This window comes from Corynebacterium sp. 212_CJEI (assembly GCF_001055915.1).
Lineage (GTDB): Bacteria > Actinomycetota > Actinomycetes > Mycobacteriales > Mycobacteriaceae > Corynebacterium > Corynebacterium jeikeium_D.
Map to the genome: position 1 here is coordinate 82,859 of NZ_JVPT01000050.1, position 15,561 is coordinate 98,419.

Annotated in this window: 8 protein-coding genes and 1 pseudogene; all 9 read right to left on the bottom strand. The window is 51.6% G+C overall.

Going from position 1 to position 15,561, the window contains the following annotated elements; all coding sequences use genetic code 11:
* Positions 1–19: 19 nt before the first annotated feature.
* The 9 genes and pseudogenes from ADB02_RS05505 to ADB02_RS05540 all read right to left on the bottom strand — a co-directional run bounded on the left by ADB02_RS05505 (position 20) and on the right by ADB02_RS05540 (position 15,522).
* Positions 20–1,804, bottom strand: coding sequence for a GmrSD restriction endonuclease domain-containing protein (locus ADB02_RS05505; RefSeq protein ID WP_049189949.1), 1,785 nt, complete (start codon positions 1,802–1,804; stop codon positions 20–22).
* 186 nt (positions 1,805–1,990) lie between these two features.
* A pseudogene (locus ADB02_RS11815) lies at positions 1,991–3,036 on the bottom strand (ParA family protein).
* Between the two features lie 186 nt (positions 3,037–3,222).
* The gene (locus ADB02_RS11490) at positions 3,223–3,870 is read right to left on the bottom strand and encodes a hypothetical protein (protein WP_152682030.1); all 648 of its coding nucleotides are present in this window, start codon (positions 3,868–3,870) and stop codon (positions 3,223–3,225) included.
* A 602-nt stretch (positions 3,871–4,472) separates the two neighbouring features.
* On the bottom strand, positions 4,473–7,640 hold the full coding sequence (locus ADB02_RS05520) for a type I restriction endonuclease subunit R, EcoR124 family (protein ID WP_049189952.1): 3,168 nt from the start codon (positions 7,638–7,640) through the stop codon (positions 4,473–4,475).
* Positions 7,641–7,652: 12 nt separating this feature from the next.
* The gene (locus ADB02_RS11105) at positions 7,653–8,873 is read right to left on the bottom strand and encodes a restriction endonuclease subunit S (protein WP_152682031.1); all 1,221 of its coding nucleotides are present in this window, start codon (positions 8,871–8,873) and stop codon (positions 7,653–7,655) included.
* Positions 8,866–11,454, bottom strand: coding sequence for a type I restriction-modification system subunit M (locus ADB02_RS05530; RefSeq protein ID WP_049189953.1), 2,589 nt, complete (start codon positions 11,452–11,454; stop codon positions 8,866–8,868). The genes ADB02_RS11105 and ADB02_RS05530 overlap by 8 nt, the downstream gene beginning before the upstream one ends.
* 692 nt (positions 11,455–12,146) lie before the next feature.
* Positions 12,147–13,727, bottom strand: coding sequence for a hypothetical protein (locus ADB02_RS05535; protein WP_049189954.1), 1,581 nt, complete (start codon positions 13,725–13,727; stop codon positions 12,147–12,149).
* Positions 13,717–14,469, bottom strand: a complete 753-nt coding sequence (locus tag ADB02_RS11495; RefSeq protein WP_152682032.1) for a hypothetical protein — start codon at positions 14,467–14,469, stop codon at positions 13,717–13,719. The genes ADB02_RS05535 and ADB02_RS11495 overlap by 11 nt, the downstream gene beginning before the upstream one ends.
* A gap of 129 nt (positions 14,470–14,598) precedes the next feature.
* Complete coding sequence (locus ADB02_RS05540) at positions 14,599–15,522, bottom strand: copper transporter (RefSeq protein ID WP_049189955.1); 924 nt, start codon at positions 15,520–15,522, stop codon at positions 14,599–14,601.
* Positions 15,523–15,561: the final 39 nt, after the last annotated feature.

Sequence of the window (15,561 nt, forward strand, 5' to 3'; positions counted from 1 at the left end):
TCATACTCCACAAGTAAATCTACAAATCCCTGTAGTATTCGCGAAGCTTCACTGCCATCAAAGAGCGACGCTTCTGCAGGAACTCGTGGTAGTTCTCAACAGTTGTGTCAACCAGCGACTGCGGAATGGCGTTGATTTCGAAGTTACGGTCAAGATCCTCACGCGACGTAATCTCACCGAGCGTCGACTCACCGGACTCAATTTGGGAGAACACCTCGCCCAAATATTCAGAGGGCATACGGTTGCCGATTCGAATATTTACCGCAGTCTCTGCGAACGCGTAGTTGGCTACCTGGTTGTAGTCGCGCTTATCGTTGACCCCACTTTTGCGAAGATAGTCTTTCGGAACTAGGTGATGAATATCGCCTTGGACTTCAATCATCGAGCTTACTAGCGCGTGCTTACTTAAGAACGCCGTTGCCTGCGCCTTAACCTGCGAAGCCATAAAGGCGCGGAATTGCGGATTACTCACGCTCGACGAATCGAAACGCTGAGGCAGTGTTACCGTCCAGAAGCTCTCTCCCAGCTCGCCTTCTTCAAGCTCCTTCAACGCTGCGACCGGCCCGACTCGGTCAATTGCACGCAAATCTCGTTCAAAAGTCGACTCAAAACTACCTGACGCTCTACTGGTCAACTGCGTCATTACAAACCATCGCCTAACGACGCTACTAACCTCCGGATCCGGCCGGCCGTCCGCACGCATGATGAGGAACAGCGCGTACGCAAAGTTGACCGCGTTGCTTGAGGTAATCATGTTTTTCTTGATAAAGCCTGTCGATCGCAGAATTACCAAGAACTTCTTGAACTCATACTTGTTAACGACGCGGAGTAGCGCTTGTTCGAACTTGTTGTACGCTTCCGGAATTCGCTCAGGGTAAAACTTTCTGGTTTCAGGATCGAGGCCGCTGAGTTCACGAACAACGAATGAAACCCGACCACGCCGAAACGCGACCATCGACGCGACACGAATAAGGTCTACATACGACGGATCGTAGAGATCCTCGGTGTCATCTTTAAGCCACTCAATCTCCCGCCAGTATTGAGTCTGCACAAACTCTTCATCATTACGGAGCTCGCCGTAATCATGCGGACTTACTGCTAGATGTGCGAAGTAGTCAATGAGCTTCCGCAGGTTGCGCCCTTGATCTCCGTAGGAACTAATCTTGCTCATGACGAAGTCGGCGCTAGACAGTGCTACGCCCTTGGAGTTGATGCGCACAAAAATTTCGGCAACAGTCTCGATATCGAGCTCATCGCTCAGTGCAATGATTCCAATTGGGGCTTTCTTGATTCCCATCAGCTTTTCCAGCGCAGTCGCAACTACTTCGCCGTCGGCTTCAGGGTTCTTCGCCATGTACTCGTTCATCGGCCGATAAACATTGTTCGACCGCAGGAACTCCGAGATGTCGTAGATCCACTCCGGTTGCTTCTTCAGCACTGGTGTTGCAGTCGCAAATTCCTCAGTTTGCGGATTGAAGCAGATAACAATCCGCTTGGTCTTAAAGTCCTTGCCCATCACCGGCTGCCCGGCAACGGCAGCACGCAAAGCAGTAATGCGCTGTTGACCATCAATCAGAATCTGCTGATAACCGGCATGGCCGCCGCCTTTAACCGGTACCTGTTGACTTTGCCAAGTAATGAGGAACCCCACCGGGAACCCGCGATACAGCGAGTCCATCAAATCGCGAACTTTTGTACTGTTCCATACAAATGGTCGCTGCATTTCGGGGATAGCGATAGTGTCGCTCTCAATCCATCCAAGCAGCGTTTCGACTGTGTGCTGGTTCACGGCGTACATGCTCATGCCGATAATTGTTCCACAGTTACACGAATTCTCTTGGCGTTTAGGGAACACATTCCTTGCATTTGAGCACTACTCACTTCTGGAAATACTTTCCACGCCAGGATTGCTCGCACGTACGAAAACGGCCTCACCTACACGCCAACGCTAAGCGTCAAAGACATGCTAGGGAACCAAGACCAACAGCACCTAACTCTCCAACCGCTCTAGAACCAGCGCAGCGACTTCATCAATTTTCTCTGCATAGCCAGTGCGCTGGTTCAGCTGAGTTCCCCGCACGCCATCGGTTGCTTGCAGGTCTGCAATTGGTGAATGACTGTCCTGGGCGGCCGCCGGCATGGAGTACATGTGCGGCACATGCCCAATCAGGTTCTGGTCACACGAATGCCCGAGGTTATCGCCGATTCGCTTTGCTTCGTCGTCAAACTTGCCGCGGAATCGTTCAAACGCTCCGACCAGCTGCTCTTTACCGTTCGAGCGCCGCTTCACGTATTCCAGCGTTGCGTAGCCAAGATACTGAAGCCCACGCCCATCGTGTCCGAGCAGCCGAAGCTTTCGAGTTTTCTTCGAAATATCTGGCGAGTAGTTCCTCCACTGAGCAAGATTCCCCTCGGAAATTTCGCTGTACTCAGTCACCCAGTCGTTAAACCACTTGGCGAGGTTTCCAAAGGCGTGAAAGCTAAACAGGTCGGTTGACGTCGGAGTAACGAAGGCGTCGCAGCCCGGAAGTACGGTGCGATTGAACGGGCCTAACGACGGTCCCACGTCGTAGAAGATGTAGTCGTACCGATCCTCATCCTCCATAGCCACAGCCAACTGCCCGGCCCAGTGGATTCGCCGAAAATCACCAGTTTTCTTGGCTAGCGATGACTGCCATGCGTCACTTCAAGGTTGGAAAGAGCCGGGTGCCCTGGCAGAACATCGACACCAAACCGTTCGGACCGCACCGGTCGGATGTCAGGTTCGATATCGGTCTCGCCCTCCCGTAGCGGAATGAACAACGCGTAGACGGTATTAGCCAGCGAGTCCCGCTCGGCTTGCTCAACATTCTTACTGCTCAGGTAGATTTTCGCGTGCTGTTCTTCAGTCAGCATGAGCTGTGTGGCATTACACTGCGGATCGCAATCTACATAGAGTACTCGTTTACCCTGACGAGCGAAATAATGGGCGACATTGGTGGAAAGCGTGGTCTTCCCCACTCCACCCTTGTTGTTGAAGAAACTGAGTGTCCGCATCGGGCGTCCTATTTACGTAAAAACAGTCTCCCGATTGCATAAGACCTGAAGCCCACTCAAGTAACCCCGCAACGACAGGTCACACCCGGCGAGGCATCAATATTCACAGTAGGAAACAACAATCACCACTCAGCATCTCGAAGCTCTCGTTTAGCCGAAAATTAAACGAAGCATACTACCAAGATCTCAGTTAGCATTTCCTTTCTTAATCTCACTCCGAATGGACTTTAGCTCTTTAACAATTCTCTCCATTTCCGTGGGACTAAAAATCTTGCCACGATAGATTGACGGATCTAAAGAGAACTCGCTCGAATATTTCCGCCCTTTGTGATCCTCATAGGAGATTTCAAGAACTGTACTCGCTAATACTCCTTCACTCGAAATCTCAAGTTTTGATTCTTCAGCAGTAGTCCAATATGGAAATGAAGCCTTAAATCCTGGCAACCATGCTTTATAGTCTTTTTGCAACAATCCCTGCTTTAAAAGATCCAGCGGCCGCATTGAATAATGCCGTCCGCTAGGACATCTACTATTTAATTCTTTCAAAGAAACAGGAGTAGGTAGCGGTGGAATGAACCTAAACTGAATATTATTAGCTTCTGTTTTGCCAGAATTCGTAATTTCAATACTTAAGTCATCTTCTGGTTTTATGGGCGGAAGCAGAGTCGCCTGCATGATAGGACGCGTTGATTCAATTTGAGAATCTCGGATTTGTCGAAAATTCAAAAGAGCAACTACTACCGAAATTGTTGCAACCATCAAAGCCGCAAATGAGATGAGAGCCTCTGTTCGACTTGTTGTCCACCAATTAAAAAATGAAATAAGATAATGCAACTGTCCTCGCCTAAAGAAGATAAATCCTTCACAATTCGCTCTGTCTCCATCACCACACGGACCACACGCCCGATGAGCTCCACGATGTAGCGTGGCTTGCCCACCTCGTCGACCCCATCATTTGCGTCATGGACTAGGCCGGAGGCATTGTCGATGACCTGGTAACAGTAAAGGATGCGCCGGATTGCTCTGTAAATCGTTAGCCGCAATATGCTTAAATACGGCCACGACACTGATGCCCTTCCCGCTATTGATGAATTTCTCCGCAACTTAAGTTTGCTAATTGCTAAGCATTGTCTTCGGATCTGCTACTCCGCTGTATTGATCTCACACTCACCGAAGCTAGCGGTGGTGACGCCCGTCTCTACCCGGCTGGCTCCAGCCTTCTAAGCGCGTAACAGCGAATGTGTCGTCAGAGCGCATGTACGCTAACGCGTCATCTCCCCCCCCCCCCCTGGCCGCTGCCTCTTCGCGTCCTAAATCCTGCCAGTGTAAATGTGGTTCGAATCGTAGCCAGCGTCGATACACGTCTCTCGCTGGGGTCGAGCGATCCCCCCCCCGCTGCTTGGATGTGGAGTCACGGGTGTATCCGATAAGCACGGTTATACCTCCGCTGTTTCTGCCGCTGCTTCTTCGAGGTCCGCAGGAAGACTGTGGTGCAGAACGTATCCGCGCAAGAGCTTGTCGGTGGCCATGCGGATCTTAAAACGCGGGAGCTTCTTACCGGTCTGTTGATGGAAGTAATCGGCAGCAGCATCCAGGTCAACAGAGCTAATGACACCATCGAAACGGCCGTATTCGTTGATATGAGCCTCATCCACGTGCGCGGCGAGGATTATTCGCAGCAGTTCAGGATCAACACCGATAGCGCGCACAAGCTGATCAATCTCGCGGTCTTGCTGTGAGAGTTTGTACTCGTTGATGTAGTCCTGTACGGCCTTACCAGGCTCAAGAACAGCATCGCCGGATTGGATGTCATGGAGCCAGCGGTTCGCAAAGACCTGGTCGTCAGCGCTTAAGCGGGCAAAGCCCGCGTGCAGGTCTGAAAGCAGTTCATCGAGTTCAGACTGCGGCAGGCCAGCCTCAATAGCGCGTAAGTACTTCGTGTACTTCGCATTGAGGTAGTCAGCGTCAATACGTGCAGTGTCGATGTGTGTGATGTGAACGTTGATGTCGTACGGCGGGCGGTCATCCTCGCCTCCCCCGCCTGGTTCCGGTTCGGGTTCACCGCCAGAACGGTCAAGTTCCTTGTAGCGCGACAGCAGCGCGATGTACACCGACTCAGTCAGTTCGACTGTAATCTCGGTGTCGGCAAACTGGTACGTGTCTTGCTCCCAGGTAAAGCCCTGGACCTGTGCTGCTTGGAGATGCTCGTATAGTTCGGGAAGCACCTTGGCGAACTCAAGGCGATCAGCTTCATCGTCCGGCAATCGAGAGAAGTCATCGATGCCAGCAAAGAGTCGCTTAATAACGGTAAAGCACTGATTAATCTGAATTAAGTGCTCGTCGAGCCGATCGACAAACAGCCCAAAGGGTTTATCACCAGAGTAGAGCTTGACTGCGGCGTCAATGTTGCGTTGCATCGTGTACGGCTTGCGGTAGTAGCGGATAGAGCCGAAGGGCTTCTCTGGGCCAAAGACGCGGTTAGTACGCGAAAATGCCTGAATGATGTTCTCGTAGGCGATGACCTTGTCCAGATACAGGGTGTTTAACCACTTGGAATCGAAGCCAGTGAGCATCTGATCGACGACAATGAGCAGGTCAATCTGCTTATCGTGTGTAAACGTCGGCGTGTTGTACGGCGCCTTGTGCGCCAGCCGCGCAGCAATATCGCGCTTGAAAGCGTCGTGCGTCGGCATGGTGAAGTGCTGGTCAAACTTGGCGTTGTAATGCTCAAGCACTTCGATGAGGCCGTCTTCTTTAGCGAGCTGTGTATCCCCGGTGTTGTCGATGTTCGGATCGAACAGCGCCGTAACGTTCAACTGCGGGTAGGTATCACGGAAGATACGGAAGTACTCGATTGCCTCAGGAATAGAGTGAGTGGCAAGAATTGCATGGAAAGTGTTGTTTCGGCTGAGGTGCCCCCAGTGCTTCGCGATGTCGGCAGCGACAGCAGCACGGTGCTCAGGCTGGTTGTACTGCGACATTGGCAGGTAGTCTTCGATGCCTTTGTCGTAGGAGCCGTCATCATGGCGCACACCGGCCATCGGGACCTGCGCCTTGTCCATGAACTTGAGGAAGACCTTTTCTTTCTTTGGGTCGCTAAAAGCATCTTGCTCATTGGTAGCCTTCGCTCGTTCCAAAGCAATGGTTTCACGAACATCATGCGCGCGAAAGGTTTCGACCATCTCGGGATCGAAGCCGAGCACATTGCCGTCACGAATACCGTCGGCAATGGAATAGCGGTGCAGCTCATTGCCGAAGATAGTGGCAGTGGTGGAATGCACCTTCTGGTTTTCGTCGTGGATCGGAGTACCTGTAAAGCCAAAGAGCAGCGCGTCTGGCAGCGTGGTCTTGATGCCCAGCAGCATGTCTCCGAAGGTGGAGCGATGTGCCTCATCAACGATGAAGACGATGCGCTTCTCACGCAGCTTCTTCAGGACTGGCGCGCGCAGGGTCTCAGCCTGCAAGTGATGGAACTTCTGCAGTGATGTCACAATCAGCACTGACGTGTCGTTTGTCAGCAGCCGCAGCAGCTCATCAGCGCTAGCGGTGTCTGCAACGTCGATGGTATCTCCGCCGTAGCTGCGGTAGTTCGCCAGCGACTGCGTGCCCAGCTCCACACGGTCAAGCAGGAACACAACCTTGTCGGCGTTCTTAGAGTCAGCGATAAGCTGCGCGGTCTTAAAGCTAGTGATGGTCTTGCCAGAGCCGGTGGTATGCCAGATGTAGCCGCCCTTGTTGTCGCTGCCCCACTCGTGGCTTTCTACTCGGTCAGCGATGCGGTGTGCTGCAAAGTACTGGTATGAGCGCATGACCATGAGCACCCCGGCTGCGAGGTCAGTGACCGTGTAGAAGCCGATGAGTTGGTGAGCCATGGGGATCGACAGCAGTGAAGTGACAACCGCCGGCCAGTCGTTGATCGGCTCGTTGTTGAAATCAGCCCAGTTGAAGAAGAAATCAGGGTTGAACTTGCCCCCGGGGCCAGGGTTAGCAAAGTACAGCGATTCAGTCGGCGTCATCGCAACGAAGATTTGCACCAGCGAGAACAGGCCAGTGTAGACACCCTCATGGGCGTACTTGATGATCTGGTTCGTAGCCTGCGAGACAGGAACACCAGAGCGCTTCAACTCAAGGTGGATCACCGGCATGCCGTTGATCAAGAGCATAAGGTCGCCGCGCCGCTCCGGCATAAGCTTGTGGGCTGCCGTAGAGAACTTCGGCTGCCGTGCGATCTGATAACAGGACTGACCACCAGCGATCTCGCGGCGGTCGTAGATTTTAAGCGAGACTTCTTTGCCCAGGTTGTGCGCCTCAGGAGCATCACGAGTAATAGCCACACTACGCCCGTTAATGAACTCGTTGAGTCGCAGCGGCGTGCGCAGCTCAGTGATCTGCTCGATGATCTGGTCCATCTCAGTCGATGTCAACGGCACATCACCTAGCCGGTCCTGGTCACGGTTGTTGTTGTAAAGAATCTCAGCCCAATTCTCGATGAGCTGGCGCTCAGTGGGACGGTCAAGTACCTCATCCCAGCCGTGACGGCGCAGCATAGCGACAACGTCGTCCTCAAAACGGGCCTCGTGTGTATACGTCAGTGGTGTAGTCATGGTGAGTACTCCTTAGACGAACATGCGCTGCAGCAGCGCAGTCTTCGCTTGAACCAGTTGTGTGATGTAGCGGCGCTCAGCTGCGATAAGCGCATCGAGATCAGCGAAGACCTCACCGATAGCACGCTGTTCTTCGAGGGTGGGGAACGAGATCTCAAGTTCCATCGCCCTTGTCTTCGATATGTTGAACCGGGAGATTCCTTGTGCCAGCAGGGTCATCTTTTTGCGGAAATCAGGAGACCGCAGAACATAGGCAAGGAATTTGCTGTCCAGCTCTGCAATTGGCCGGAAACCAAAGCAGAAGCTATTGAGGTAAATGCTTCGGCCTTGGCCTAGCCAAACAGCACTCATACCGACCTCTTCTGGAACCTCAGAAGACACGGTGAAAAGCACGTCACCGATCTTTACCTCGTTCTGGCGATTGTCGATATCGGTTGTGCCTAACCGGCTTGCATCGGTAATAAGTGCACGCTCGAAAACGTCAAGGTACGTGATGTAGCGAGCATCGCCGTGGCCGAAGTCTTCCTTGGTTTTCCCAGTTAGTCCGCCGTAGGACGACCCAAGGTTCTTAAGCGGCTTCGCTTCCCACGCCCCGCTGAACCCACCGAGCCGTAACTCCGGCTCATCGGCACCGTCTTGCGGGAACATCCGCTGCAACAGCGCAGTCTTGGTCTGATTCAGGTTCGCGTGCTTGTCGCGGCGATGCTCGATAAGCACATCAAGATCAGAGAGGAGTTCACCGATGGCGCGTTGTTCTTCAATGGCAGGAGGCACTGGAATCGGTACTGCAAGGAACTGTTCGTTATAAAGACGTCGAATCGTCGTCCCTTCAATCCCATTCCAATCGGTTATTGAATAGAACTGTTCGAGATAGGAGTTAAGCAACCCCCCATTGTGGTCAAGCCAGATAATGTTGGAGTCTTGGAAGTATGCAGGTTGTCCGTTGTAGACAAGGGTCCTACCAATACTTCCTGACGCAGAAATTAGGACGGCGCCTACAGATGGGTGCGGGTATTTGGCTCTGTAAGCGTCATAAAGAGACTGCGGAATAAAGGCGTCCGGTGCTTTACCGAATGTCCCGATTTTATAAAAAGGAATGTCGCCAGTAGGAGCAGTTTGGTGTTTGAAGATGCGTTTATTCATCCCCACGCGTCCAAAATCGCCTAATTTGGCCCAACGCCACTCACCATCGAATCCATCAAACCGCAGTGCCGGGGTGTTGTTTCTAGTCACGCTGACCACCTCCCAGCATCTGCTTCAGTGCTGCGACAGCCTGCAGGTCCGCATTCGAGCCAGTGAGCTTGTCCAGCGATGTAAGCAAGCTGCGTTCAGTGGTAGCGATCTTCTCATCCAACTCAGTCAGTGGCGTGGCGTACTTATCCTGCAAGTGCAGTACCTGGTCAGCGAGTTCACGCAACGCAAGCGATGGCAGCAGCGCGAGCTGGACCATGAGCGCTGCAACCCACTTCATCGAGAGCACCTCTACGACTTGATCGTCGGTAAGGTTCTCAACAGTCTCGTGTGTCTTGGCCTCAAGCTCTTCGTCGGTCTTCTTGAGCTGCGATTTCGCCTTTGTCAGGCGATCAAGCAACTGCTTCGCTTCGATTTGAATAGCCTCAACACTGCCTTCTGACCACTGCTGATCCTTCGGAAGTGCTTTGACTGCCTTGTTGAGGTCGCCCTTGCGGAAGCCATCTTCCTTAGCGTTGAGCACATCAGCTAGGTCGGCCTTGTCTTCTTCGCCTAAGCCCTCAATAAGAGCTGACAGCTCAGCGTCAATGCTGTCGCGCTCATCGGTCAAGTCAGATACTTGACGCTTAAGCTCGGGCAGGTACAGGTCGCGGATGACCTCAAAGGTCGCAACGCGGCCTTCATGTCCCACACACTCGTAGACCTTCTTCTTGTCCTTGGTTTTCCATTCCATGACCGGGTCAATGACCCGCATTGCGTCCCAGCCCTCGGTCTGCAGGATCGTCAGATCGTTGGCAATGGTAAGCCACTTCTCATGCAGCAGCTGATATCCCTGGTACTCGTTAACCAGTGAAACAGGCGCCAGACGCGTAAACAGGTCAGCCTTAATCGCATCCTCGGCGGTGTTGACTGGAACAGCCATTGCGTTGTCGATGAGGTCTGCTTCCAAAGACTCAGCAAAACCGTCTAGAGCCGTGTTCATCGTGTCTGCCAGTGCTTTGGCAGCGCTGTGTTCAAGGACAGTCTTGCGAATATCGTCGGTGCGGATGGTTGCATACCCGTTGCTATCTTCATCAAACAGCGTTTCACGCAGGCCCGGCAGCACGTTCCAGTACTCAGCGAGAGTGTCGATCTCGCTTACAGGGACACCGCCGTTGATGGTGGCGAAGAAGTCCACAGGCTCTGGCGGCAGCGATGCCGAGACGTAGCGCGGGATGTTCAGGTTGTAGTCGTTCTCGCGGATCTCATCACGAGACACAACCCGTGCGAAGTGCTCGACGTCTTGACGTTCATGAACAGTATCAACGATGCGCTCAATATCTCGGGCACGCAGCAGGTTGTTTTTGCCGTCCTTTACAAAGCCTTGGGAAGCGTCGATGAACAGCACGTCATCACTAGAGCGCTGCTTTTTCAACACCATGATGATGGTTGGGATACCGGTGCCGTAGAAGATTGATCCCGGCAGGCCAATGATGGTGTCGATGTTGTTGGCCTCGATAAGGCGGGCACGGATCGTTTCTTCTGTGCCACCCCGAAAGAGCACACCGTGCGGCAGAACGATGGTCATAATGCCATCCGGCTTGACGTGGAAAAGCTCATGCAGCAAGAAGGCATAATCAGCCTTGGTTTCGGGGGCTAGCCCATACTGAGTAAAGCGCGGATCGGTCTCCATACCCTCCGGCTCCCACTTCTGTGAATAGGGAGGGTTCGACACAACAGCATCAACAAACAGCGGGGAGTAGGTGTTTTCCGGGTCAGACTCGTCGAACATTGGCCAGTCGTGCTTAAGGCTGTCGCCGTTGCGCGCGACAATGTTGTCCGTTTTAACCCCTCGCATCACCAAGTTCATGCGCGTGAGGTTAAAAGTATTGTCCTTAAGCTCTTGAGCGAAGTACTTAATCGCGTCTGGGTCACCCATATGACGTGCAACAGCTTGGCCGATATTTAGCAGCAGTGAACCAGAGCCAGAGGTCGGGTCGTAAATGGTCAAGGTCTCGCGGCCTTGGGTGTGTGCTGCAACGATGCGGCTCATGATCTCAGAGACCTCATGCGGGGTGTAAAACTCTCCCGCCTTTTTTCCCGCATTAGCCGCAAATTTCGAGATCAAGAACTCGTAGATGAACCCAAGCACATCGTAGCCTTGTGTGCCATCAGTCGGGATGTCGTTAATAAGGTCCAGCAGGTCCTTAATAGCCTTGGTCTGCGACGTGGCGTTGCTACCCAGCTTCGACAGTCCCGTCTCAAGAGTGCGGAAGATGTCTTTGAAGACATGACTGCGGCTCGACAGGATGAGACGGTCAAATGCCGCTAGCGCATCACGCACATCAGCAACACCGAAGTCACTGCCTGCAGCGCGCCACGTGGAGTGGAGGTTGTTGTAAGCGATGAAGTAGCCCAGGCGGTGCTGTACGAACTCGACAATTTCGGGGTCGTCTTCGACGAGAACCGCAGCAAGCTCATCGGGTTCCACATCATTGGCGTACATCAGCTGCTCGACCTGATCGGAGAGGAACTTATAGAAGATGAAGCCAAGAATGTAGTCCTTGTACTCCTGCGCCTCAATTTTGGAGCGCATGGTGTTCGCAGATTCCCAGATGCGCGATGCGAGTTGTCGTTTATCCATGATGCAGTACCCTTTACCTGTTAGTTTTAAATCGGTCACATCAGTATATCCACGACTGAAGTATGGTTACATGCGTGTAACAACAGGTTAAATCTGCAGGGAATCAGCGTGCCAAATGCAAAGCGTAAATTAATCCGTTCATCGGCGATAGCGAGCGGGTAACAACTGACTGCTGACGTCAAGCAGTCTTCACGCGAGGCGGGACAATTCTCGTCTCTCCTAACCTCTTGGACAGAACGCAACTATTCACCAGCAGCCGCGTGAACCAGCGCTTTCTTTGCGCGAAAACCCCGCAGTCCGCTATTCGGCAAAAACCCAGCCCGCCCGATAGCTCGACAGCTGAATAACGAGTATCGCTAAAACCTCACACATCCATAACAAGCTCCGCAACTTGACCTTCGGTCTCTTTCAATGCTGACTCCGATAACTGTACGTCAAAAGCCGCTTCAATCTGCATGCCTCAGGCGAGAGAACGATATAGTTCTTCAATCAGTTCCTGAGGTTGCTCCGTAACCATCTCCCCGGCGGACAAGAAGACCCGACGGTGGCGCTTACATCGCCTCCAGTTAGCAGATACATTTGAGAATGATTCATTCCATAAGATTATCAACCTCAGAGTCAGTTTACACGTGTCAATCACTCCGTTCTGACTTTAGATCGAGACCCAGGCGGTTTGTTAAGCACCAGAATAATTAACCAGACACATATTCAATTACCGCAGTCTCCGCCGCATTTTTAATACGACGTGCTCGTTTCTCACCGATATTCCTAACGGTTTGAAAATCTTCCTCAGACGTTCTAAGTACGTCACCAACAGTCAATAACCCAAGTTCGTCGAGAGCAGACCGAAGAAAGCCAGTAAGTTCCAGAATCGACGTACTTTCTTCAAACCGGCTCTTCAACGCCTCATTATTAGATGTGTCAAGCTCATCGGGCGAAATCCTTTGAATTGTTTCATAGCAAGGATGGTTTGCACCGAATTCAATCATTCGCTTTATACTGAAGTGAGATGCAAATTCTTGACCGTAAGGAACGATATTATCATTACTAGCAAAGAGCATTCCGAAGTTAACAAGATACCGAGTACCAATCTCGCGCCTAGTTGCTCGGATACCCGATTGATCCTCTATGACAATACCACTATAGGAAAGCAAATTTAATGCCGCACGGACTGATTTAGGGGCGGCCCGGTGAACCCAGAACGCGCCGGCCTTATCATCTTTCTCTTCATTACGGGCTAGCAGCTTGGGTAAAACGTCCCTCTCAATAAAATCTCGTCCCCACATGATCAGTTCTGAGTGTCCGGGATATCGATCAGCTAACGCCATAAAATCAGCCCACAATGTTTCACGGAAATATTGTTTAACAACTCTATTCAAACTAGTGCTGTTCCACTTTTCCATATTTGAAAATAGCTTCAAAAGAATTCGGGGATTCCCCATCGAAGCGAAAGCAAGGACTTTGAAGTATTCCCTTTGGCGATCAACCACTGGTTTTAAGCCAACGTCTTGCTTAATTAAAATTTCCTTCATCTGATCAATGTAACCATCGGCACTGATGTTACGCTCAACATCAATTATTGAGGCATCATGACTTGGTTCAAATGTATCTCCATAGGAAGTTGTTCCTGGGTAAACCGCGGCTTTCACAGAAAGAAACGGACTCCGCAGGTCCCGCATTAAGGTGAAAAACTGACGCTGCTGCGGCGGCATGAACGCGTGTGCAGCTTCGTCGATATAGAGATTAATTCTAGACAGATTACAATCCTTACAAAGCCTCTCAGCAAACTCCTTCAAATCTTCAACATCCGGTGCGCTGAGAATTGTATCAATATCAACCCCTTTGCCACCAAAAAGTTCGTAAGCCTTTACAACTTTCTTGTCATCACCAGTAAGAGAGTATAGAGCGCTTTTATCCGAAACCCGGAGTCCATTTTTGGCGACCTCGTTTTTAATACTCCGGGAAATCTTACTCAACATCCATGGAATAAATTTATCTTCGACATTCCACATTAAACCAGACCTGGCAAATGAAATATATACAGGTAATACGGATTCTTCATCTCTATTGTGTAACGATTTCCGCAAACGCTCCTGAGCAATTCTAATCAAAAACGACTTTCCAACGCCGCGGCTGCCGCGCAAAAGGATCGTAGACGCAGAACACAACTCGTCAACTATGTCTTCCAATGTATCTGTGCCAACATAACAGTTGACAAGCTCGTCATCTTGAAAGTCTTCAGTTCGAAAACGGAACTCTGTCTTATTGATCACTTGCTACTCCAATCATCTCACGCACTTCTGGAATATGAGAAAAATAATGTTGAATATCATCCAACACGGCATCCAAAATAGGTTCTTGATTTCTATTATGCCTTTGCACTGAATATATTTCACTTATTATACCTTCGCCATACCTTACCAGCAAGGCAAATAGCAATCCCTTTCCGGCATCCAAGGCACGTTTACACCAATCGTCAATATTTTTTTCTGAATAAACAATATTCTCAGGCAACAATGAAGTAAATGCCGCCTTTGCATGCACAAATTCTGAACATGTACGATAGACGTCTCCAACAGAATCAGCGTAGCACTTAGAGGCCGATCTCAGTTTGGGATTAAATGCATTTATGAATCTAGAAGAAAGAACTCCCTTGTCACCTAAAACCCCCGCAGACCAATGGTAATCTATTCGATTATTTTTCCACTCTCTATACTCCAGTTCGTTTGCAGAAAAGTATACTGAGGCGAAACCTAACTCGAGAAATGTCCGTAAACTCGAATATGCCTGTCGATACAAGCCAGATGCAGCACAATACTGAGCAAGTGCAAACTCTTTACGAGAAGTGATTAAGTCTTCTTTTGCATACTCATTTAAAAATGGAAGCCAACTACTTAGACTGTGGTCAATTAGGTTAATTTCACCAAATTCTCTCCGTTTACTATTAAATGTCTTTTCAATGCAATCGCTTTCCACTGAATTAATTTCGAGGAAGATGTCTTTTAGTTGATCCATGATTTAACAGTTTCCTTTCCGAATAGGTTTTTACATCAAACAATGTCTGTACTGTTTTTCATAATTAGGATGAGCTTTTCGTGCCATATCGCTTTATCTCCAGCCCTAAAACGAAATCTATAGCTAAAGTCACTTAGTTTTAGAGGTCGCTAATCCTTCCCCAACAACCCCAACCTGCCCCGCAGCATCCGACACAGCATCCACACGCTTCACGGCGGGGTCAGCACCCCAGCGCTCATCAGGCAGAGCACTGATGCCCTTCTTACCGAAGCCGTCCGTCCCCACCACAACGTGACCAGCAGCATCCTCACCAGCGCCAAAGCCTTCAGCAAGTGCCACAGCCAGATCCGCCACCAGGCCAGCACCGAACTCCGGGTCCTCGCCCTTATCAATCGCAGCGCGCGACACAGTGCCGTGATTACCAACAATCACAATGCCAGCAGCCGGGCGCAGCGTCCCCTCCTCATATTCGACGAACCCGCCGCCCTTCAGGGCCTCCAGTAACAGCTTTCGGTCAGCAGCGGAAGCCCTCTCTCCCCCATCCTTATCCAGCTCCAACACCGGAGCCAGCGCCTGACCAGCCTGGCGGCCTGGCTCGCGGCGCTCCGGGTCCAGCTGGACATCAGCCGGCAGCGAGGTAGAAACCGTGTCCTTCAGCTCGTCCGCACCAGCGGAAGAGAGGAACTTATCGGTCAGCTTCAGCACGCCCGCATCCGGGGCGCCAGCAGCGCGCAGGGTCTCGGAAACCCCTGCCAGCTGCTCATCCGTGGCATCAGGAGTGGCGACAACAAGGACGGGAACATCCTGCAACGAGTCCTTAACAATCTCGCCGACGATGGGCTCGATGATGCGGTTTGCTTCATCGGCACGCGCTTGCTGCGCATCGGCACGCGCGACAGCCTCATCGCGCTCGGACGCGGCACCCGTGCCGAAATCAATGCCTGCACCAGCGGGGTTCAGCACATAAGCACCCAGCGCAGCACCTGCCGCAACACCGAGGGCAGCACCTGTCACACCAGCTGTGAACTTCCCGCTCCTGCGCTTCTTCCCCATCGCCCGTCCCTTTTCCTTTCGCCGACGCCTCAATCAGCT